Origin of the sequence: Klebsiella sp. KPN54798 (genome assembly GCF_021184225.1) — a bacterium.
Taxonomy (GTDB): Bacteria; Pseudomonadota; Gammaproteobacteria; order Enterobacterales; family Enterobacteriaceae; genus Klebsiella; species Klebsiella pneumoniae.
Genome location: NZ_CP089234.1, coordinates 3233666 through 3255980 on the forward strand (window position 1 = coordinate 3233666; position 22315 = coordinate 3255980).

A 22315-nucleotide genomic window follows, 5' to 3' on the forward strand; every position below is an offset into this window, starting at 1 on the left:
AACCGCATGCTGTCAACCTTTCTCTCGAGGAGAATATTCTATGAAAGCACTCACTTATCACGGCCCGCATCATGTCAGCGTCGACACCATGCCTGACCCGGCTCTTGAGGCAGCGGACGATATTATTCTGCGCGTCACCGCGACAGCGATTTGCGGTTCCGATCTGCATCTGTACCGCGGAAAGATCCCCGGCACGCACCATGGTGATATTTTCGGCCATGAATTTATGGGGGAAGTGGTGGAAGCCGGTTCCGAGGTCACCGCGGTCCGCAAAGGCGACCGGGTGGTTATCCCGTTTGTCATCGCCTGCGGAGACTGCTTCTTTTGTCGCTTGCAGCAGTATGCCGCCTGCGAAAGCACCAATAGCGGCCAGGGAGCGACGCTCAATCGAAAAGGCATTTCGCCACCGGCGGCGCTGTTTGGCTATAGCGATTTGTACGGCGGGATCCCGGGCGGCCAGGCGGAATATGTACGGGTCCCCAAAGCCAATACCGGACCGTTTAAAGTGCCAGACACCTTACCCGATGAAAAGGTGCTGTTTCTGTCAGATATTCTGCCCACCGCCTGGCAGGCGGTTAAAAACGCCGAGGTCAAACCCGGCAGTAGCGTGGCTATTTTTGGCGCCGGCCCGGTAGGACTGCTCTGCGCCTCCTGCGCCAGGCTCAATGGCGCAGAACAGATATTTATCATCGATCATAACGATTACCGACTCGATTTCGCGCAACAACGCTATGGCGCGATCCCGATAAACTTTGACCACCATGACGATCCTGCGCAGTGGATTATCGATAACACGCCGGGCCATCGCGGCGTCGACGCGGTGATCGACGCCGTGGGCTTCGAGGCGAAAGGTAGCCTTACGGAAACCGTCCTCAGCACCCTGAAAATCGAGGGGAGCAGCGGAAAAGCCCTGCGCCAGTGCATCGCCGCCGTGCGCCGCGGCGGCATCGTCAGCGTACCCGGGGTTTACGCCGGTTTCATCCACGGCTTTATGTTTGGCGATGCCTTTGATAAAGGACTGACCTTCAGGATGGGACAAACCCACGTCCACGCCTGGCTGCCGGATCTGCTGGCGCTTATTGAGCAAGGGCTGCTTACCCCGGAGGAGATTGTCACTCACCATATGCCGCTGGAGGAGGCCGCGCGCGGCTATCAGATCTTTGAGAAACGTGAAGAGGCGTGCCGCAAAGTGATCCTCGTACCGGGAATGCAGCCCGGGAAGGCGACCCTCTGACAAGGCGATTACCGCGCAAGGAAATTCTCGGCGGACCGATCGCGGCATGATATAAACATAGCGTGCTTTGGCCCGCCGTCGCTGATATAGCCGTTCACCAGAGGAGAAGTTGATGCTCGAGTTACGTCCGAATTGCGAATGCTGTGATAAAGATCTGCCGCCAGACTCACCCGAGGCGTTTATCTGCTCGTTCGAGTGCACCTTTTGCCGGGACTGCATGACGACGCGACTGAACGGACATTGCCCGAACTGCGGCGGCGAACTGGTGCGGCGCCCTGTGCGTCCCGAAGAGGCGCTGCGGCGCCACCCCGCCTCCACCCTGCGCCGCCATGCACAGTAGGCGAGACGCAGGTCTCCCGGCTAAGGTAAAAATCCACGCCCGAGGAGAGCGCGGAGCCTGAAGGCGTGACCGGTGGCAGACAACGTGCTCTTTCGATTATTGCCCGGCGGCGCTTCGCTAGTCCGGGCGAGCGTTTCCGGGTTCATATTCTGCATGTCAGTAAAACGTCTTCCCCGCCCGTACTGCCCGTCGGCGATCGCTTTCATCGATAGCCGCAGCCGTCAGGGTTTATCCCCCCACATCGCGATTTCACTAAAACTCAGCCAGCCCTGTGCGCTCAGGCTGCCGTATCGCATGGCTGGCGTTCTTTTTTATTCACCATCGCAATAACGCCTGGGAGCATTTCCGTTGCAATCGTTGATCTCCTGCCAGGCATATTTCGCTGCACACCGAAGCTTCCTGCTCTGACCGTCAGTAGACTGCAGGGAAATTCACCACGGAGCAGACTTATGATTGCGGTACTTTTTGAGGCCGACGCCTTACCACAAGCACAGGAAAGATATCTTCAGCTGGCGGCCGGGCTGACGCCTTTGCTTTCAGACACGCCGGGGTTTATTGCCATTGAGCGCTTTCAGAGCCTGAGTACGCCCGGCAAAATCCTCTCGCTATCCTGGTGGGAAGATGAAGCATCGGTGGCCAACTGGCAGCAAAATGAGCGGCATCTGGCTGCCCAGCGCGAAGGCAAAGCATCGATTTTTTCATACTACAGAATACGCGTCGCCCGCGTGTTCCGGGATTACACATCGGATCGGGGAGCACAGTCAGATGTATGACATTCACGTGATTCTCAGCAACTCGCCGGGCTCGCTTGGCGCAATGGGTATGGCGCTGGGTAACAACGGCGTGGGGCTCGAAGGCGGCGGCGTATTCACCACGCCTGATGCCGGACATGCGCATTTTCTGGTGGAAGACGGTGAGACAGCCCGCAGGGTGCTGACCGAGGCCGGCTTTACGGTCAGCAATGTATGCCGTCCTCTGATACGAAAGTTACCTCAGGAACGTCCTGGGGAACTGGGAGACATCGCGGACACCCTGGCCCATAATGGTATTAATATTCTGGTACAGTACAGCGACCACCGTAACCGGCTCATTCTCCTTACCGATGATGACGCCCGGGCAGCGGAAGTGACCAAAAAATGGGCCATACTTTCTGAATGAATCTCCTGAAACCGCAGCAAGACAGTGAGCCAGAGGAGGCGCTGGAAACCGCTATGGCGATGGTGGCCTCCGCCCTCTCTGACTCGTCAAGGGTCAGTATTCTCTGCGCGCTGATGGACGGGCGCGCATGGACGGCAACCGAACTCAGTACGGTCGCCGAGGTGTCCGCCTCCACCACCAGCGGCCATCTTGCCCGGCTGCTCAGCAACGGACTGGTGGTGTGTCTCGCGCAGGGGCGCCACCGCTATTACCGCCTGGCGGGCTCGCATATTGCCGGGCTGCTGGAAAACCTGATGGGCGTCTCTATGCAAGCGCATAAGACGCTTCTCCCCAGCACGCCGGTTAATCTTCGCTACGCCCGGACCTGCTACGATCATCTGGCGGGCGAGCTGGCGGTCAATATTTATGAATTTATGCTGAGGGAAAAATGGCTGGCGGCAGATGGCCTGGCCCTGACGTCAGCCGGTAAAACCCAGCTTGAACGCCTTGGCGCAGTGTTTAACGCCCGCCCACGGCGTAAGCCTTGCTGCCCCTGTCTCGACTGGAGCGAAAGACGTTTTCATCTGGGCGGCGATGCTGGCTCGGCGCTAATGACGCTGTTCCTGCAAAAAGGATGGATAACCCGCGCGCCGGGATATCGGGAAGTACAAGTGACGGATAGCGGCAAAGCGGCGCTGTCCCGGCTGTTTAATCTGAAAGTGAGCGGATAGCCTGAGTTTAGGCTACAGCACATTTTCGCCGAACGGCACCGGTTTAAGCCGGTCGGGCCATCAGTATGACGCCTGGCGTGCAATCCGTTTTCATGCGAGCTCTTACGGCAAATGGATCTCTCCCTGTCATGAGGTATATAGCTTTGTTGAACGTTGCGCTGCGGGACATTCGCCATCGCCTAATGCTTCATGCGTCCGGCAGAATAATTGCCTGAAGGCGAAAAAAAACGGGAGCCCATCGGCTCCCGCTTTTACTTAATCCACCAACGGGATTACATGTTCGCGATAATCGCGTCGCCAAACTCTGAGCATTTCAGCAGTTTAGCGCCTTCCATCAGACGTTCGAAGTCATAGGTCACTGTCTTGGCGGCGATAGCGCCTTCCATGCCTTTAACGATCAGGTCTGCGGCTTCGAACCACTGCATGTGGCGCAGCAGTAGTTAACCAATAACATCATTACTTGTTGATTTAAATAGAAAATAGGTATTTTTGATACGTTATTAATGTGTTTAACCTAAGCCCTAACCTATTGAAATTCATTAGTATATTTTCAGTTTTGATAACTGGCTTTGAGTTTTTCAGCTCATCTGGATAGTGAATTATTAGCCAATAATACTTACTCCCTGTGAGTCGGGTTAAATATCTCCGGTGTTATAACTCATGATTTGAAAAGAAAATAAAAAAGCCTCGGAATCCGAGGCTTGCATTGGAACAAGCAGCGCCATTATATTATTTAATTACTACCTACCATGTAATGATTGCTCTTTTCCAAACCATCTTCCCTTTTTGTTCTTCTTTTATATGCAGAATCCTTTTCATAATAAAATATAAAATAAGAGAAAACGCAATGATAGCAATATATGTCCCGATACCGAAAGATACCAGAAACACAACCAAGATCCCAAAGAGCGCTACCAGTAAAGATGTGCAGATAGATATCAAATTAATTGTCTTGCGTGCGTCTCTTGATACATAGCCTTTAATCTTAAATGCATGGCAGCTGTGGCAGTGGTCCTCATTAATTAAAACTGCACCACAAAATGGACATTTATCATCTTTTGTTGTCATTTATTTTAAATCTCAACATAATAGTAATCACTCATCCACAACCTTCCCTGGCAAGCGCAATCAACAACAGAATGTACTTTATTTTTTTGTTCTATTGTCTCAACTCCCTCAACAATCACGAAATTGCAGTATGATTTTATTTTATTTATTCTTTTAAAGAATTCGCTCTCACTCTGTATTTCCCAGAAATAATCTTTATCAATTTTTATACATTCAAAATTAAACATATCAATAATTGTTAAACTTGTTAAGCCCCTTCCAAAATCATCCAGCCATACTGGACACAATTTTGAAAGACACTTTAAGTCAACCATACAGCATTTAGTATTGAATTCATGAAAATACTCGTTAATCTCAAAAGCAATGTTTTTTTGGTTTTTTAAGTAATCACCAATATATTTATCGTTCAAAATACAATCGCTAATAAGACTGTCAACATTCAACGAAACTGGCTTGAACTTCAATTTTGATGCATCAAGCTTTTCAATTGTCAATATCTGTCTCTTAAACACATCGATTTTTTCTTTATCGCTTAGCGAACTGAAGCAAAAAAGACCTTCATTAGCATGATAATCATTAGCGTTCTTTTTTTTAACACTTTTCGTGAGAATTTCCCAAGAATGAATAGAACCATCTTTTTTGTAAGATGGTTCTAAAACAAACCTGCAGGATTCTATTTCCACACTGTTCTTTAACATAAAAAAACACCGGAACTAAGAATATTCCTAATCGTGTCATAATTATAAATGAAAGAGAAATAGTTTAAAATGATCGATCATGATCGAACAATAGGCAAAACCTATCACACGCCACAAATTGATCGGTAATTCAAATCAAATGAAGTGAAAGGTAAAAATAGAAACATGATTTCATTATAAATCACAATAAAATCAATGTGTTATTAAATACTAATAATTTAGTGCCAGATATCAAACGTTAGTTGAGAAGGTGTCTGAGGTTCCGAAGAAATTTATCTGCGATGATAATGCCGATAATAAACCATCTTAAACATTTATAGGTATAACATCATAAGAAAATAAATCATTTCATCTTCAATTATTCGGCATGCAATATCCATTCTTCCCATTACGTTTAACTTCATATAGCATTTGATCAGCCTCTTTGATCCACTCGATAATTGATTCTTTATTTTCTGCACAAGAAATACCGATACTGACAGTACAGTACATATCTTTATGAGAAGGCAATGAAAGATCTTTAATTTTTTCCTGAATTATATCAACCATGGCTATAACAAGCTTGCTATTACTGTTGTTAACAATAATAGCCAACTCATCGCCACCAAATCTTGCTGGCACATCCTTCTCGCCAGCGCACTCTCGTAATATTGTTGATATACGAGATAACACCGCATCACCTACTTCATGACCATATGTATCATTAATTTTTTTAAAATTATCAACATCAATGAGCATAAGATAAGAATGAATTCTCTTTTTACGCGTCGCACGAAAAGCACTTTCCATTTTTTGCTCAAAAAATCGGCGATTTGGCAGATCTAAGCCAGGATCCATCAGCGCCTGTTTTTCCAGTAACTCCCTTCTTTTCCTCAACTTTATAGATAAGTGCCTTGAAACAACACTCAACACTATGGGATAACAGGTTGCCAACGGTAAAGAAAGCAATACCGTTCGGGTGCTGAATTCTATAGTATATCTGAAATCATTTGCTAACCAAACTATCACGAAACTAATCATCATCCACGTTAATGCTGGTTTTAAAATTTTCCATCCACCAGCAGCATAGCGATCAGCTATTTGAACGGAGATTATGAATAATGATGGAATTGGGCTAGCTTGCATTACGGCTATCCAGATACCAGCCCAGAATGAATCGAGTACCATATTCTTTTTTTCAGTACTCAGCATATCCTTCGACATCATGCTTGCCAGATAAGCAACCGATGGCCAGATGAGTGCATTCAAAATTAACAGGGCTATCGTTATTTTTTGATGTGACTGTTCCTGGAGGACTGAATATATAGGAAGAAAGCAAAGAACGACACCTATCTGACGTAAGAAATATACTCTTTTAATAAACGATGAATTTCTGTCAGATATGTATTTTTCATCTGGGAATTTTGTTAACATAGAAAGCCTATTATAAATCACTAAGAGCCGCTATCACTTTAAACCACTAAATTACAAGATAAAACCGCCCTGCATTACAAAGTTATAACATGGATGTGAAAATTACAAGATTGCACTTCAATTATTGATAAACGTATCAATAATAACATTTTGCATCCATTTTCTTGAATCTATCTGTACGTTTTAAATCTAATGAAAGGCAATACTTTAGGATTATATCCTTAAACATAAAAACCCAACAGGATTTATCACTATTGCATTATTAATTTTGGTAGATTATTAAACAACGACACAACATCTGACCAGTAAAAATTTACTTGAACTTACTTATCGTTTACTCCAAATTATTCTGTGATGTACACAGCAATTAATGTCGTTACAGTTGCCCCCGGCAAGTGCCTCCGGGGGATTTTTTATGCTCCTCAACTTTCTAGTGCGTCAACTCGCCTAATCAAATCCTGCACCACTGTTACCAAATCGGCGATGATGGCCGTGTAATCAACATTCATCACCCTGAATTTTTCGCCATCGATCTCCTGCTCGATGCCGAGGAAAGTATACAGATCATCAGCTTTTTCAGCCTGCTGAGCGATAAAACCACGCCTCCGGCGCGTTTCGCCTTTCATATTGAACTCGCATACCCCCAGCGCATTAATGCGCCTGGAGGCCCCTTCCTGAGGTTCTGTAAACCCGTCTTTCAGACGAACGTCAGAACCGGTAGTCATGACGTCACCTTTGCCGGTGGTGATTGTGCCGCCAGGCCGAAATAGCCAGGCATCGGTTCTTCCGAAACCGTCAGAGTACAGCACGATCCGGTGCTCAGTGCCGACCTTCTCCTCCATGTACATTTGCACGTATGCGCCGTCCGGGTCGCCGTAAGCGCCTCTTCCCAACATCTGAGACCGCACAGGTGCGGCGGTGACCTGCTGGCCGACTGCGATATTGCCGGGCATTGTTGAGCCAGCGGTTAAATTGCCATCGGTAACTAACAAGCTGGCATTGCCCTGAATATTTAGTCTGTTTTGCCGGTCCTGGATAATGCGGGCGGTAAAGTCGGCGATGCTGCCGTTGAAATGAAAGTCGATGTATGGCGTGCTCATCGATAGCTCTAACGCCTGGGAATACAGCTTGCCCTTTGCCGTATTATCGAAACCACCACCGACAACCAAATCTCCGGGCAACGTCGTCTGGTTATTGGTGCCAATAACGAGGATGTCATCAAAGGTGTCTGCCGGTGATACAGTGGTCGCTCTTGAACGCTGAACCCTAAACGGTGTTCCCGAGCCAACGGCAATTGTCCCGCCTTGCCCCTGTTTTTTGAGCAGAGCCAGATCTGAGTTCTTACCGAGTATAAAACCGGCATTATCGCTGGTTATAACCTGCGAGCCGTCGAGTTTGTTTCCTCCGGTGAGTTTTGCCAGCGCGTTAAGATCCGAGGCCTTCGCCATCCCGGCTATCGCCGGCACGGTCACCTGCTTTCCTGTGATCGGGTCAGTCAGGGTGATATTGCCGCTGCCGGTCAGGGCCATCGACCAGCCCTCCACTACACTACGCCAGAATGCAAACGCGCTGGCCAGCTGGTTAGCAAACGACGAGGTGCTGGCGGTTTCAGCGGTAATAATGCCGTAACTGGCACCGGAAAATGCGGTGGTGATATTCCGGGTCAGCGTCAGTTGCGTGTCGCTGTCCACGGATTTGATCGCATACAGGTCAGCACTACCGCTGCGGTAGACCACTAGAATCGACCCGGGCAGTATCCCCAGCGCCTCCTGTGACCATTTTGTTGTCGCACCTGTCACCCGTGCCTGCGACGCGGCACCCGTGACGGTACCGACTTCATACATCGCCATAATAAAGTTCCTCCTGGATGGTTTTCCCTGGAAAAAGAAAAGGCCCCTTGCGGGGCCATATATTGTTATCAGGTTGATGAACCGCGAATTACGTTGTTATTGCGCGCGGCGAAGGCGTCGAATCTTGAGAGGATGGTTAATACCATCTGTCCGTTACGGTCCAGGTAACAGCCATATCGCAGAACAGCGTCGCCAGTACCGGCAGGGACGACAAATGACATGTTGTCTACGTTCATTGACTCTTGCGCCGTTAACAGGCGTGTTGCTCCACCTGTTTCATACATAAGCTCAATGCCTAGCTCCATACTGCCGCCACCAGACGTAGCGCCTGTGCCACGAAGAAGCATTGCATACGACAGATAGCCAGGATTCAGTCCGCCGTCAGCCCCTGGCGCGTAGGACATCCCCGCTCTGAGTTTCGCGCCGCCGTCGATAGTGATGCTATCCGTCTGGAGGAGTCCACCGCGAATATTGATCACCTGGTCGAAATTCTGCCGCCGGAACCGGGCCAGCTCAAACCACTGCCATGTAGCCTTCGGCACCTTGCGCGTGCGGTGCTGAGCGATGTTGATCGCAAATGACCCGATGTCGCCCTCGATGTGGTTCGCATATACCGTCCCCTGGAACCAGCCGTCAGTCGCATAAACCGCACCGCGAACGATCACGTTGTTGAACTGCGAAGAGCCATCCTTGGCGATACGCCAGCCGCGTGACCCGTCAACAAAGTCATTCGAGCGGATCTCGTTGCCGATCTTCGCGTTCGTGATGGAACCGTCCGCGATTTTGGTTGAGGTCAGGGAACTGTTTTTGATACGTGCCGTATCGATATACAGCTCATTGCCTTCGGCAACCATCACCGGAACAGCCGTCGCATTATTACGGTTAAACAGCGAGAAGCGGTCAGCGTAGAGGATCATGTCGCTCGTTTCACCATTGCTGCCCAGCGTAATCCCCGCGCCAACATTCTTCCCGTTAACCGTCTCAACCTTCATCGACCACAGCGAACTCACCGTACCATTCACATCCGCCACGGTTTTGGCGGTGTTCTGAACGGAAGCGCTGAGATCCCCGACACTGGATGTCAGGGTCGTCTGCTGCGTTGCCAGCGCCTCCAGTGCCGTTGCATGCGTCTGCTGGGTACTGGTGATACTGGCCACCGATTTAATCGTGTTGTCCAGCGTCGTCTGGTTTTTGATGTTGGCGGCCGCCTGCGCGTCAATCTGCGACTGAAGCGAGGTATTCAGGCTGGCCTGTGTGCTCTGGCTGTCGCTTAGCGTCTTCGCCATGTTATCGACGCGGGAGTTGGCATTATCCACTTTCGTGGCCAGTGCCGTCTGCTGCTGCGCCTGGGCGGTGATTTTCCCTTCAGCATCCGTTACGCGAGCCGTCAGACCGCTCACGGCACTCGCCGTCGCGTCAGAGGCATCCTGTGCAGCTTTCGCATCGGTAACATCCGTGATAACCAGATCGTCGATATACAGCGAATAACCGGGGGTGCCGCTGCCGGAGGCGCCACGGGTAGAGATCCAGACCACTGCGCGTGTTCTCCCACCCCCGTTGTTACTGGCAATACCCGTCAATTTCACCCACTTATCACGCGCACCAAGAGCGGCTTCGCTGACAGTGACCGCCGACTGCCAGGAGTTTTGACCGGCAGCATTCAGTGAGTTAATGCCGACCAGCGTTGTCCACCCGGAGGATGGCGCCTGATCCGCCGGCATCATAGCCCAGAACTCAAACCGGAACTTCGCATCCTCACGGACTGACTGCCAGCTCCCAAGCTGTTTATCGCTGTTGCCGTTATTGTTCGCTCCTCGACTCACCTGCAGGCTCTTATTGCCGGTGAATTTCTGAGACGCCACCACAACGGCTGTGCCGTTCCCGCCCAGCACCTGGCCATCGCTGTAGCTTTCAAACGTACCGTCAACCCACGGATTAGCTCCCTGAGTGCGGATGGTATTGATGGTGCTGGTCAGCGACGTGATGCTCTGCGACTGGCTGGTGATGGTGTTTTCCACCTGGCTTACGCGACCGGTCAGTGAACTCACCGCGGACGTGTCAGCCTTTTTACCCAGCTCAGTATTCATCGTGGTCAGGCTGTTCTGCAGACTGGTGAGCTGCTGCGACTGCGAATCCAGTTTACCCTCGGCAGACGTCATCCGGGTGGTCAACCCGGTGACAGCGCTTTGCTCGGCCTTCTTACTGACCGCCGCATTCGTGACGGCCAGATCGCCGCTGAGTTTCGTCAGCTGCTGCGCCTGGGTGGTGATAGCCCCTTCAGCAGCGGTGACGCGGGTATTCATCTGAGAAATGGCCCCGGCATTAGCTGCGATATCCTTTTCATCCGTAACATCGAGGACATGGAAATCATCGAAATACATTGCCCCCGCGCTGAGGAAGGTCGTCAGCTGGAAACTGGCCGTCGTGGTCTTCGTGGCTTTCCAGTCAAACGTTACCAGTTGCCAGCCAGAACTAAACGGTCCGTAGTTTGAGCCGACCAGCAGGCCAGTGCTGTCGGCCACACGAAACTTCGTGTTACCCGCATCTTTAATCGTGGTTCCCGGGTCCTGCTTCGCCCATACCCCCATGCGGTAGGTACGACCCTGCGTGATACTGATTTCCTGCCCGACCAGGTTCGACTGGCCGGCGGACATTTTCAGCGCCTTGTTACCCGAATGCGGAACCTGTAAATCGGCCACCGTCGCGGTACTGCTCCAGCCGGTAAAGCCCGCCGCGCCGCGCTCAAAACTGCCGTTGACAATGAGGTTGCCCGGCATTTTCCCGCTGGCGTCAATATCCGCTGCCGTCTGGCTCAGGCTGTTACTAAGTTGCGTTAGAGAATCCCCTTGCGCACTGAGTGTTTTGCCCTGCTCAGTGACCTGGTTCTGCAGGGTGTTCATCGCGCTTGCGTCCGCTTTTTTGTTCACATTCGCATTCGTCGTGGCCAGATCGCTGCTGAGTTTTGTCAGCGCGCTGTTGGCTGCCGCGATGTCATTCCCCTGCTGCGTCACCGTGCCCTGCAGCTGCGTCACCGCTGTCGTGTCAGCCTTTTTACTCACCGTATCGTTTGTCGACCGGAGGCTGTTCTCCAGCGAGGTGGTCCGCGTGCCGATGCTGCTGAGCGTATCGCCCTGCTGGCTAACCGTGGTGGTCAGTGAATCCACCGCTTTTGCGGTCGCATCTGCGGTTTTCTGCGCACTGTTCGCCGCCGTCACGTTACGCATATGCCAGTCGGCAGCGTACCAGACAGTGCCGAACGGGCTGCTCTGATTAACCTGCAGGAACGGTCGCAGGAAGTTCGTGTCTGCCGGCACAGTAAAGCGCCAGGTGGCTCGTTTCCACGCGGTGGTGGTCTTGGTGTTTCCCCCGGACGCTCTCGCCCCAATACCACCAGTAGCAGTGGTGGCCCGACCGATGTAGAAATTAAAGTCAGCGCTGCCGGTACCACACGCTACCAGAGCAGACATTTCGTAAACGTCGCCCGGCGTCACAGCGATGTTGTTGATTTTTGGCACATGGTCTCGCCCGGCCAGCCGGACGGCATACCTGAACGGGCAGTCAGCCGGCACACCTGCAGCAGTGGTCTCCACCACGTCATAACCCATGCGGTCATACGCCGGATCAAATGACGGGTTTGGGATGTAATCATCCCCGGCAGCATTCCCGGCGTTCACCGCCGCCGTCAGGCTGACGATGTTGCTGTTGGCTGCCGTGAGGCCTGCCTCGGTTTTCTCCACCCGGCCAGTCAGCGCGTTAAGCGCCGTCTGATCCGCTTTGGTGTTGACCTTATCGGTGGTGCTGCTCAAATCGCCCTGCAGCTTCGTGATAGCCTGCCCCTGGGAGGTGATTTTGCCTTCCGCACTGGTGACCCGGCTGGTGAGATCACTCACCGACTGCGCGCTGGCCTTTTGTGCCACGTTGTTGTTGGTGGTGTTCAGGCTGTTCTGCAGATTCGTGATGCTCTGAGACTGCGCGGTCAGTTGCCCCTCGGCATTCGTCACCCGACTGGTGAGGCTGTTAATGGCCGATGTGTTCGCGGTAATACCGCTGGCCGCATCATCCGGACTCGGTGACCAGTCAGTCATCACGGTCCCGGTTTCCAGCTGAGGGCGACAGAGCCAGACTTCTTTGTCGGCAGACGTCGCGCTTTCCAGACGCGCGGCAATCAGCCGTTTGGTGCCACTGGTGGCAGGAATAACCCATTTCACCCAGTAACGCGCCCATGCGGTGGTCAGTTTCGTGACCGCCTTGCCGTCACCGGCCCCGCCTTTAACCCCCTGGCTGGTTTCCGTGGTGGTAGTGTTCGACGGGTTATAAAAATAACTCGCCATTTCCTGTCCGTTATAGGCACCTTTCGCATAGAAGCTGAATACAAATTCAGTACGCCCGGTAACATCCAGCGTCTGTTCATCCAGCTGGATATAACCGGATGCACCTTTCGCCAGCCGGGTGTATGCCACGCGGTCGCCCAGATACGTCTCTGTGGCGTGGCGGCTGCTCCAACCCTCCAGTGTGTCCGCATTGCGGATAAGGTTGGTCCCGCCAACGGCCAGGGAGGAAAAGTTGTTTTCCAGGTTCGTCAGCGCGCTGCTTTGCGTGGTCAGATCCCTGCCATGCTGTTCAACGGTGTTCTGCAGGCTCTGCAGCGCCGTTGCATCAGCCTTCTTCGCCACATTGCTGTTAGTCGTGTTCAGGCTGTTCTGCAGGTTGGTCAGGCTGTCTCCCTGCGATTTCAGGCTGCCTTCGGTAGCCGTCACGCGGGTCGTCAGATTCGTCAGCGCGCTGGCATCGGCCTTGCCGCTGATATCCTTACCAAGTTGCGTCACATCCGACTGCAGCTTCGTGATCGCGCTGCCCTGAGACGTAATATTCTTCCCGTTCTGCGTGACTGACGCGGACAGACTGGAAAGCGCCTGCGCATTCGCATCGGCGGCATCGAGCGCCGCTTTCGCATCGGTCACGTCAGTGATGATCAGATCATCAATCAGGAAGGCGTCACCCAGGCGAACTTTTGGTGTATTCGGGATGGAGATCCTCACCATTGCCTGTTTCAGTGCGGTTCGGTTGTTGGTCAGATAGCCACTGACCTTTGTCCAGTTGTCCACCGACAACTCGGAGACTTTCACGTTCAGGCCAGGCCACGACCAGCCATTGGCAGAATCCTGGAAGGAAAATCCTAGCACCATATAAACGGTCGGATCGGCGGTCGAGCCAGCCGGCAACTTAACCCACGCCTCCACGTAATAGACCGCATTATCGCGAACCTGCATACCAGAAAAGATATGGGTATCGTTATTATCCGTCGCGTTCGGGTTGTACTCCGTACTGCGCGTAACACGCAGGCTTTTGGTCCCGCTGTGCGCAGCTTCACTGGTGATAACAGCGCGGGCATTACTGAGAACATCGCCGACGGCATAGGATTCAAAACTGCCGTCCGGCAGTACATTGGCTCCCCGTGTTGCCTGTTGCTTCAGCGATGTATTCAGCCTGGTCAGGCTGTCGGCCTGGCTACGGATATCCTTTTCAGTCTGGGTAACCCGGTTGGTCAGTGAACTGACCGCCGACGCATCAGCCTTCTTCGCCACATCGCCTTTGACCCCTTCCAGCGCGTTATTCAGCGCCGTGATGGATTGCCCCTGTGATGTCAGGGTGTTCCCCTGGTTCGTCACCGTCCCGGTCAGAGACGAAACAGCATCGCTGGTCGCCTTGATGTTGGTTTCATCGGTGATATCAAAAACCCGGACGGAATCGAGCCAGATTTCACCGTTTGTCGGATGAGAATAAAGTTTGAAGTTCTGCCCGTCCGCGCCGGCAGCCGTCAATCCGGTTTCCCAGGTGATGGTTTGCCAGTCAGTGGTCAGCGTGACCGTTTTATCCTCATACGTACTGTCCGTCTGGCCGATTTTGTTCTGGCGACGGATCAGCAGACTCATCGCGCCGGAAACACCTTTGGCCTTCACCACCACGCGGTACTTGCGCTGGCCATTCAGCGGCACCGGCTTGTTGTTGTTGGAGAAGATCCCCGGACTGGTGTTAGTCGTCCGGTTCAGCCGGACCCCCGCTTTCCCGTCCCCGAAATCGCCAAAAGTCACACCGGCTGGATACTGAATATCCCAGGCAGTGCTGCCCTGTAGAAAATCAAAGTTCGGGATCAGGTTGTCGCCAGCGTTGCGGGTGGCCGTCAGCACATTCGCCAGATTTGTCAGCTGCTGGCTCTGTGTGGTCAGTTTCCCTTCCGCCTCTGTCACCCGGTTATCGACCGAAGTCAGTGCCGTTGCATCGGCCTTCTTCGACACATTGCTGTTGGTCGTGTTCAGGCTGTTCTGCAGGTTCGTCAGCTGCTGGCTTTGCGAGGTGATAGCCCCTTCCGCTGTGCTGACCCGGCTCGTCAGTCCGGTAACGGCGCCGGCGGTGGCATCGATGTCTACCCGGTCGGTAACGTCAGTGACGTAAAAATCATCGAAGTAGCGGCTGCCACTAATCAGATAGTTGCTCAGCGTCACCGGCAGGCTGGCTGTCTCCGTCGCTTTCCAGCGACCGGAAACCAGGGTCCAGTTTGTCCCCACCGTGCCGCTGTTGTACGGACGCTCAAAGACCGGCTGGCCGGCAGAGTTACCGATCCGCAACTTGTTGTTCCCCGCGCCATTATCCGTCGTCGCTCCGGGTTCCTTGACCCACACCCCGATTTCATAGGTTCGCCCCTGAACAAACGGGATGTATTGCCCCGGAGACACGCTCCCCGGATCAACCTTCAGCGCCCGCGTCCCGCTGTGAGGAGCGGAAACCTCCACCACACTGGTCGCGGTTGACCGCCCGGTATAACCATCCAGCCCGCGTTCAAATGAGGGATTCACGACCAGGTTACCCGGTATCTGACCGCTGGCATCGATATCTGCCGCAACTTGCGAGAGACTGTTCGACAGATTCGTCAGCGAATTGCTCTGGCTCTCCAGCGTTTTACCCTGCTGCGTCACTTTCGTGTCGAGCGTGGCCAGCGCAGTCGCATCGGCTTTCTGCGCCAGCGCTTTATCGGTATTCGCCAGATTTCCGGTCAGTTTCGTGATGGCGCTGTTCGCAGCAGTCAGATCGTTGCCCAGCTGTGTGACGGTATTGGTCAAATCCTGCACCGCTGTCGCATCAGCCTTTTTGGCCACTGCGGCATTGGTGGTGGCCAGCCCGTTTTCCAGCTGGGTTGTCCGGTTGCCGGTCGAGGTCAGCAGATTACCCTGTTGCGTCACGGTGGTGGTCAGCGAGTCAACCGCCGCCGCCGTGGCATCCGCAGTATCCTGAACCTTTTGCGCCGCTGTCACATTTCGCATATGCCAGTCCGTAACGAACCATACGGTGCCATACGGGCTGTTCTGCGAGATCTGCAGGAACGGGCGGATATAACCCCTGTCTACCATCGCCTGCGTGACCTTGAAGCGCCAGGTGGTTCTCTGCCAGGTCGCGGAAGGTGATTTTCCGCCCCCCGCCATGAGTGGCGCACCGGTGCTCGTATCTGGCCGAACGGCGGTGCCAACATACAGATTAAAATTCGCCGTGCCGGCGCCGCAGGCAACCAGTGCGCTGATCTCAATCACATCGTTAAGCGTGGCCGGGAACGCGGCAAAGTTAGGATGGTGATCCCGGCTGGCAATTCTGGCCGCATAACCATACGGGCAGCCAGGAGGGACCTCCTCAGCCGTCGTGGATACGACGCTAAACCCCATCTGGTCGTAAGCCGGGTCAAATGTCGGGTTGGGAATTAAATCTCCGCCTGATGCGTTTCCGGCCCGTACAGCGGATTTCAGCGAGGTAATGTTGGCGTTAGCAGCCGTCAGCCCGGATTCCGTCTTCTCCACTCGTCCGGTTAGCGAGTTCATCGCCGTCTGATCCGCTTTGCTGGCCACGTTCGCGTCTGTCTGCGTCAGCGCATTCCGGAGTTGGGTGATGCTCTGCGAATTGCTGACCACCTCGTTGCCAATCTGGCTGACATTCGAGCTGAGCACGCCGGCTGCGTTTGCCAGCGCGGAAACCCCGAGACCGGAGTACATCTCGGCAACCTTGTCTGACAGCTTCAGGCCCAGGTTGATATACGCCTGGCCGGTCCACTGATTCACCAGAAACTCAACGGTGTTCCAGCCGGCTTTCAGTTCAAAACTGACGGTATTCCAGCTGGCGTTACCCCAGGCGACCTGAACCCCATTCACAAATATGGCGCCGGTATCATCAAAAACCCTGGCGCCGGGCGCCAGTGTGATGGTGGTATCTGCGGCCACTTTCACCTGGCAGGAATACAGCGCGATCAGATAGCTGCCGGCGGACGTAAAGTCCAGTTTGGCCGCGTCGGCCACCTCATCCACTACCGTTGGTGCCACAGCGCGAACATCGCTGAATGACGGGACTGTCCCGGCGTTAGCCAGCTGCACCGGATAGAGTCGACGGGACCAGCGATTCGGCTGGCCATTGACCAGTTGATTCGACAGGCTGGTGATGCTGTCAGTATTGCTGCGAATATCCCGTCCGTTTTGCTCTACCTGCTGCGTTAAGGCAGTGACCGCAGCCGCTTCGGCTTTCTTCGCCAGCGCGGCATTTGTCGTGCCCAAATCGCTCGTCAGTTTCGTGATGGACTGACCCTGGCTGGTTATCCTGTCGCCCTGCTGGGTAACAACAGACTGCAGCCCGCTCAGTGCCTCATTCGTACCAGCCAGGCCCGTTTCCGTCTGGCCAACCCGGTTAGTGAGCGATGTTAACGCGGCGCCCTGAGATGTCAGCGTGGCGCCCTGTTGCTCAACTTTCTGCGTCAGGGACGTCAGCGCGGCCGCATCGGCTTTTTTCCCGAGGCTGGTTTCCAGGCCACCGATACGGCTCGCCTGCGCGCTCTGCTCTGTCGTCAGAGAACTCAGTTCACCAGAAACAGCAGCTTTGTTGTCGTTAAACTGCGTCTGCAGGGACTCTCTGGCCTTAACTTCCGCCGAGATGGCGGTAACGCGCGCGGTTTTTTCCTGGTACAGCAGCCCGGAGGTGACTTTCTCCAGATCGCTCCCATCATAGGAGCCACGCATCTGCGCCGCCAGCGTGCTGCGTGCCTGTGCTTCGGCGGTCAGCGCGTTACTCAGCGTACTGCGCACATCCTGCAGAGCCGCCGTACTGGCGCCGGGTGCTGGCCGGCCAACGGCGATCCAGTCGAATTCGATAAAGTTGCTGGCATCCTGCTGGTTCGTCAGGTCCAGGCGAATACGATCAATGTTCCCTGTCCACGGAATATCACGCACCGTCAGGGTTGCCACCCCATCGGCATATTCCGGCTCAGCAACAATGTATCGCTTCGTATTATTGAAGTTTTCGCCGGCAGACACCCAGCGGATCTCACCTGCCCAAACTGGTTTGCCGGTTTTACGAAAGCGCAGCATGATGAAACGGTACGCCGCACCATCGACAGCCAGCCCGCCAGGAGAGGTAATGTACGGATCGGTGGCGCTGTCCGCCGGGCGTAACCAGCCATCCTGTGACACACCCGGTACGCCGGCGCTGCCGGTCCAGCCCTCGGTCGTCTGATTGTTGAAATGCCAGATAACCTGCGAATCGAACTGGATATTAGCGCCGGCAGCGAGGCTGGACATTTCCCGCGCCAGATTTTCATCGGCGGTCTTCATCACCTGAGTCAGGCTCTCGATACTCGCCTCAATCCCCTGCGTTGCCGCCAGCAGTTCATCAGCGGCCTGTGACGCCTTCGCGTTAACATCGGCGATACGATCCGCGGTCTCCTGCTTCACCGCATTGGTCAGCGTGGTGTTGACCTGAGACAGCGACTGCTTCAGGCCATTTTCGGCAGTCTTTATCTGCGCATTCAATGCGGCATCGCCGTCGGCCAGCGTTTTGCTGACCCTGGCAATCTCCAGGTCGATGGTGGCGTTGATTTCCGCAGCCGTATCGGTGACTGACTGTCTTACCTGGGTGATGCTGTCGGTCAGCGACTTGTTCACAGTTGCGATCTGCTTGTTCGCATCTGCGACGGCGGATTTTGCCTCCTGAACGCCTTTGTTTGCCTGAGCCAGACCAGAATCGAGAGCCTCATTGACCGAGGTGATCTCATCCGTGATGGTTTTATTCACGGCGGAGATCTTCCCGTCAACATCAGCCGTGATGCTTTTCGCCGATGCATCAATATCCTGGCTGACCTGCTTCGCCTGGTCTTCGGCTTCCTTACGCAGAGCTTCAGCGGTCTGCTCCAGTTCCTGCTGCGTATTGCGGATACCTTCCTGTGTTTCGCTAATGGTGCGCTGCGTTTCCTCCCAGGCAGCCGTATCCTTGATCGCGTCGGTCAGGTTTTCGTAGTAGTCATCAAAGTTATCGCTGGCCATCCCCTGGACCCAGCCGGTCCACGGGCTTTCATTGCCAAGACGATCCACAAGACGCGCCCGATACCAGAATTCTGCGCCCATACTGAGGCCCATCTGCTGATAGCTTTTCCCCGGATAGGCCACGTCTGATAACGGCATCGGCGCACTGCCGTCCTGATTTTTGCTGTACTGTAGTTCCGTGCGCAGCGTATCCCCGGAGCCGGTCGGGAACTCCCAGCTAACCTGGACCCCATGAACCAGAGAACGGGTTGCCAGCGCCAGCGGTGCCAGCGGCTCGCCGACCTTGCCGGTCAGGGTTTTCTCTTCGGAATACGCCCAGCCGCTCGAGATCTCCGCCGCATTGATCGCGCGGACGCGAACCAGATAACGACCGGCATAAATGCCGCTGACCTCAAACGAGGTGGTCGAGCTGCGCGGCACATTAATCCAGTTCCCGTCGTTACGGCGCCACTGTGCCTCGTAGGCAATAGCGCCGCTGACAGCTGACCAGTTAACCTGCATCGTTTCGACGCTGATCCCCTGATTCACGACCGAGCGGGATGTGATGACAATATCGTCAGGAGGTGACTGGTTGCCCGCCGGCAATACGCTAACCGGGCGCTGGTCGATAATAGCGCCGGTATCGATGCGGGCGAATTTATCCGGGTCATGTGCCACGCCGGTGATCGTGAGGGTGGCATCGCTGTTCTCTTTTACCCCTGTAACCCGGTACTGCTGCAGGAAGAGGTCATCGGATTCAACGGCCCAGACGCATTCCCGTTCTGGTGTCTCACTGTACGCCGTTGTGACCGTAATCTGCCGGCGTCCGTTAACAGCCTGAATGGTCCGGCTCTGTGAGATACCGGATGGCAGGTTTAGCTGGAGACGGTCGCCAGGTTTGGCATCCACATCACGATCCAGAGTAATCACCCGGCCATTCACCGCGCTGATTCGCCCGCCGTTGACCCGTCCGGCCAGCAACTCATCCGCCAGGGCAATGATATAACCGGGTTGAGGAATGCGACCGTCCAGCCCCACATCAAACTCAACGATCCGGTCTTTGTTGTTGGTCAGTATGCCCCACAACCCCTTACGGTGGGCTTCGCTCTGGCGCGTACAGCCAATCGCGGTCAGTTCGAGCTGGTTAAAACTGTAGCGGGAAACCAGTTCCGGGATAAACGCCCGCTCCATCGCATCAGCATAAGCATTATCCGGATCAGACCAGGAAACCAGGGCGTTGGTGTACCGAACCTGGCTGCTGCTGCTCGAATAACGGGGTTTGCCGATAATATTGGCGCGCGTATAGGTAAAATCGACATCACGCGGCATATCAGCCTGCACAACAATCTGCTCACCGTTCCAGCAGGTCATGCCCCGGAAAATGGCGGCAAAGTCTCGCAGCACGGTGTAAGCATCGTTGCGTTCCTGAACATAGACGTTACAGGTATAGCGCGGCTCCATGCCGTCACCACCACGCCCGTCAGGAACCAGCTGATCGCAGTACTGTGCAATCTGGTACAGCGTCCATTTCGAAATATTGGCGCTGCTCAGACGATTACCGAGACCAAAACGGTCAGCTGTAACAATGTCGTAATAGATCCAGGCCGGGTTATCCGTCCAGGCCCATTTAAACCCGCCGGTCCAGACCCCGGTATATTCACGAGTTTCCGGATTGTAGTTATCCGGCACACGAATCACGCGCCCACGCGGCTCACAGGAAATTTGCGGAATGCTGCCATTCAACTGGCTGGCATCGAACTCGATATAAAGCAACGCGGTGTTGGGATAACGCAGTTTGGCATCAATCACTTCGGTGTAGCTCTGCAGCGTCATCACGTCGCCGACTTTGACACTGTTCGCATCCGGAGTGATTTTACGCAGGCGTAGCGTCCAGGTACTGCCGGCCTGGGGCAGATCGATACGATGGCTCCGCTCATAGCCGGAGGTGGCTTTACCCGTGACAGCGGTTTCCAGTACCGTCTGCCAGGCGCCGCCATCGGTCTGCAGGTCAATCGCATACTCGACGGTATTGCCCACCACGTCGCCGTCATCTTCCTGTTTCATCAGGGACGGCCATTTCAGGCGGACACGAACGGCAGAAAGCTGGGTATTAGTAAAGGTATGGGTCCAGGCTGTCTTGCTGGAAACTTCCGTTCCCACACTGATTTCATTTTCAGTGCCGGGAATACCCTGAATATAAGTCTGAGCCTGCGTGCCGGGTCGAAATTCCCAGGACACGCCACTGAAGTTTTGCGAACCATCAGCATTTTCAAGCGGGGTGCCATCAAGATAAATATCTTTACCGGTTAAACCACCTGCAAATTCACCCTCACCTAATGCGAGCAGAATTTTGGCTTTCGCAACGGACTGTAAATCATCCGGCTGTTCCGTCGGTGTACGCTGCTTTGAGCCGCCACCCTTGCGCCCTTTAATTATGTTATTTGCCATATTACGCCCATAAAAAAAGCCACCGCAAGGTGGCCTGAATTAGATGGTTTACTGAATAAAACTTATTGCTGGTCTTCTACGTAAATACCGGCAGATATAATGGCGCCGCCAATTCGGCGTTTGCCATAAAGCAAAGGGACCGGGTACCCCTGAGAGGCAGTGTTCGTCACGCCCCCAAAGGCGTAGGACGCTTTATTGTCAGCGGATTCTTTTCGTGCCAGGCCAGCTGGCTGTGGGGAAAGCATCTGAACGACGCCGCCGAGCATCATGGCGCCGCCAGCCAACCCGACATTCCACGCAGTACCTGCGGCTAAAGCACCGGCGCCGGCAGGTCCAAGCATAACGGCAGCAGCTATGATTACTGCGCCAAGGATAGTCTGCAATACCCCTGCTTTTTTACTGCCAATAACAACAGGGACTATTTTTATAGTTTCATCATTAACAGGATAAGAAAAATCATTTAGCCCTATGTTTTTCCCGTTCTTGAATATCGCAAAAGTCAATCCTCGTTCTTTCGCTTTATTCATGAACATTTCAAAGCCACTGATCGTACAGCAAAGCGCCTGAATAGCTTCATTTGTAGTGGCTACTAGGCGCTTATGTTTTTTACCAAATCGCTTTCCTAATTCACCGCTCAGCTCAATATTAACCATTGACTCCTGAACTGTAATCATAAAACCACACCTTTTTTATATGCATGATTTGATCACCGATTTCATTTCAGCGCTTCTTCTGGCATTTTGAGAGAAGTAAATAACTTTACTTTTCCCATCTTGGTCAGGAATCACATCTGCAACCCAAGTATATACGTCTATATAGACAGTCTTACCGTTTTTATAAGGCTGAATATATACCGGGACAGGTCCTGTTAGAAAACTTTTTTCCTGCCAGCCTGATAAAATGCACTCAGAAACATCATTCACATTCTTATTCGAATGAAATATTTCTTCCGGACCACTCTGACGGACTTCCGAAGGTGACTTACAACCAGTAAGAATGAATGCCCCGATAATAATCGGCAATGCTAAAATAATTTTCACTAATTCATCTCCTTTTAAAGAAGACGAAATA

13 protein-coding genes and 1 pseudogene are annotated in these 22315 nt (G+C 53.4%); 6 read left to right on the forward strand and 8 right to left on the reverse strand.

The genetic code is table 11. The annotated features are described in order from the left end of the window. The first annotated feature begins 40 nt into the window (after positions 1 to 40). Together LPQ25_RS15685 and LPQ25_RS15690 are read left to right on the forward strand one after the other, a co-directional pair. Entirely contained in the window at positions 41 to 1234 is a 1194-nt protein-coding gene (locus LPQ25_RS15685; RefSeq protein ID WP_004140529.1) for a zinc-dependent alcohol dehydrogenase, read from the forward strand. A gap of 112 nt (positions 1235 to 1346) precedes the next feature. Next, positions 1347 to 1574: a DUF1272 domain-containing protein gene (locus LPQ25_RS15690; RefSeq protein ID WP_004140530.1), complete on the forward strand. Its 228-nt coding sequence runs from the start codon at positions 1347 to 1349 to the stop codon at positions 1572 to 1574. 20 nt (positions 1575 to 1594) lie between these two features. Here the strand turns inward: LPQ25_RS15690 and LPQ25_RS27310 are convergent, their stop codons facing one another. Beyond that, positions 1595 to 1780: a hypothetical protein gene (locus tag LPQ25_RS27310; RefSeq protein ID WP_040244743.1), complete on the reverse strand. Its 186-nt coding sequence runs from the start codon at positions 1778 to 1780 to the stop codon at positions 1595 to 1597. On the opposite strand from LPQ25_RS27310, the gene LPQ25_RS15695 reads away from it, so the two are divergent. The 4 genes from LPQ25_RS15695 to LPQ25_RS15710 all read left to right on the forward strand — a co-directional run bounded on the left by LPQ25_RS15695 (position 1728) and on the right by LPQ25_RS15710 (position 3442). Continuing rightward, positions 1728 to 1904 carry a hypothetical protein gene (locus tag LPQ25_RS15695; protein WP_032415655.1) on the forward strand — a complete coding sequence of 59 codons (177 nt, stop codon included), beginning with the start codon at positions 1728 to 1730 and terminating at the stop codon, positions 1902 to 1904. The two genes, LPQ25_RS27310 and LPQ25_RS15695, sit on opposite strands and share 53 nt — an antisense overlap. 119 nt (positions 1905 to 2023) lie before the next feature. Continuing rightward, positions 2024 to 2347, forward strand: coding sequence for an antibiotic biosynthesis monooxygenase family protein (locus LPQ25_RS15700; RefSeq protein ID WP_014907803.1), 324 nt, complete (start codon positions 2024 to 2026; stop codon positions 2345 to 2347). Continuing rightward, the gene (locus tag LPQ25_RS15705) at positions 2340 to 2732 is read left to right on the forward strand and encodes an amino acid-binding protein (protein WP_004150798.1); all 393 of its coding nucleotides are present in this window, start codon (positions 2340 to 2342) and stop codon (positions 2730 to 2732) included. The genes LPQ25_RS15700 and LPQ25_RS15705 overlap by 8 nt, the downstream gene beginning before the upstream one ends. After that, positions 2729 to 3442, forward strand: a complete 714-nt coding sequence (locus tag LPQ25_RS15710; protein WP_004213085.1) for an ArsR/SmtB family transcription factor — start codon at positions 2729 to 2731, stop codon at positions 3440 to 3442. The genes LPQ25_RS15705 and LPQ25_RS15710 overlap by 4 nt, the downstream gene beginning before the upstream one ends. Before the next feature lie 272 nt (positions 3443 to 3714). Here the strand turns inward: LPQ25_RS15710 and LPQ25_RS15715 are convergent. The 7 genes and pseudogenes from LPQ25_RS15715 to LPQ25_RS15745 all read right to left on the reverse strand — a co-directional run. After that, positions 3715 to 3882 (reverse strand): annotated as a pseudogene (locus LPQ25_RS15715) (isocitrate/isopropylmalate family dehydrogenase); the annotation flags it as partial. 633 nt (positions 3883 to 4515) lie between these two features. Further along, a complete protein-coding gene (locus LPQ25_RS15720; protein ID WP_014228923.1) occupies positions 4516 to 5208 on the reverse strand; it encodes an EAL domain-containing protein in 693 nt (230 codons plus the stop codon). Positions 5209 to 5562: 354 nt separating this feature from the next. Then, positions 5563 to 6621 carry a sensor domain-containing diguanylate cyclase gene (locus tag LPQ25_RS15725; protein ID WP_004224164.1) on the reverse strand — a complete coding sequence of 353 codons (1059 nt, stop codon included), beginning with the start codon at positions 6619 to 6621 and terminating at the stop codon, positions 5563 to 5565. Positions 6622 to 7043: 422 nt separating this feature from the next. Then, on the reverse strand, positions 7044 to 8471 hold the full coding sequence (locus tag LPQ25_RS15730) for a tail fiber domain-containing protein (protein ID WP_014907806.1): 1428 nt from the start codon (positions 8469 to 8471) through the stop codon (positions 7044 to 7046). A gap of 68 nt (positions 8472 to 8539) precedes the next feature. Then, positions 8540 to 21244 carry a TipJ family phage tail tip protein gene (gene gpJ / locus LPQ25_RS15735; RefSeq protein ID WP_060184316.1) on the reverse strand — a complete coding sequence of 4235 codons (12705 nt, stop codon included), beginning with the start codon at positions 21242 to 21244 and terminating at the stop codon, positions 8540 to 8542. A gap of 62 nt (positions 21245 to 21306) precedes the next feature. Then, positions 21307 to 21918 carry a tail assembly protein gene (locus LPQ25_RS15740; protein WP_014228919.1) on the reverse strand — a complete coding sequence of 204 codons (612 nt, stop codon included), beginning with the start codon at positions 21916 to 21918 and terminating at the stop codon, positions 21307 to 21309. A 15-nt stretch (positions 21919 to 21933) separates the two neighbouring features. Next, positions 21934 to 22284 (reverse strand): hypothetical protein, encoded by a 351-nt coding sequence (locus LPQ25_RS15745; RefSeq protein ID WP_021462612.1) that lies wholly within the window; start codon positions 22282 to 22284, stop codon positions 21934 to 21936. Between the last annotated feature and the right edge of the window lie 31 nt (positions 22285 to 22315).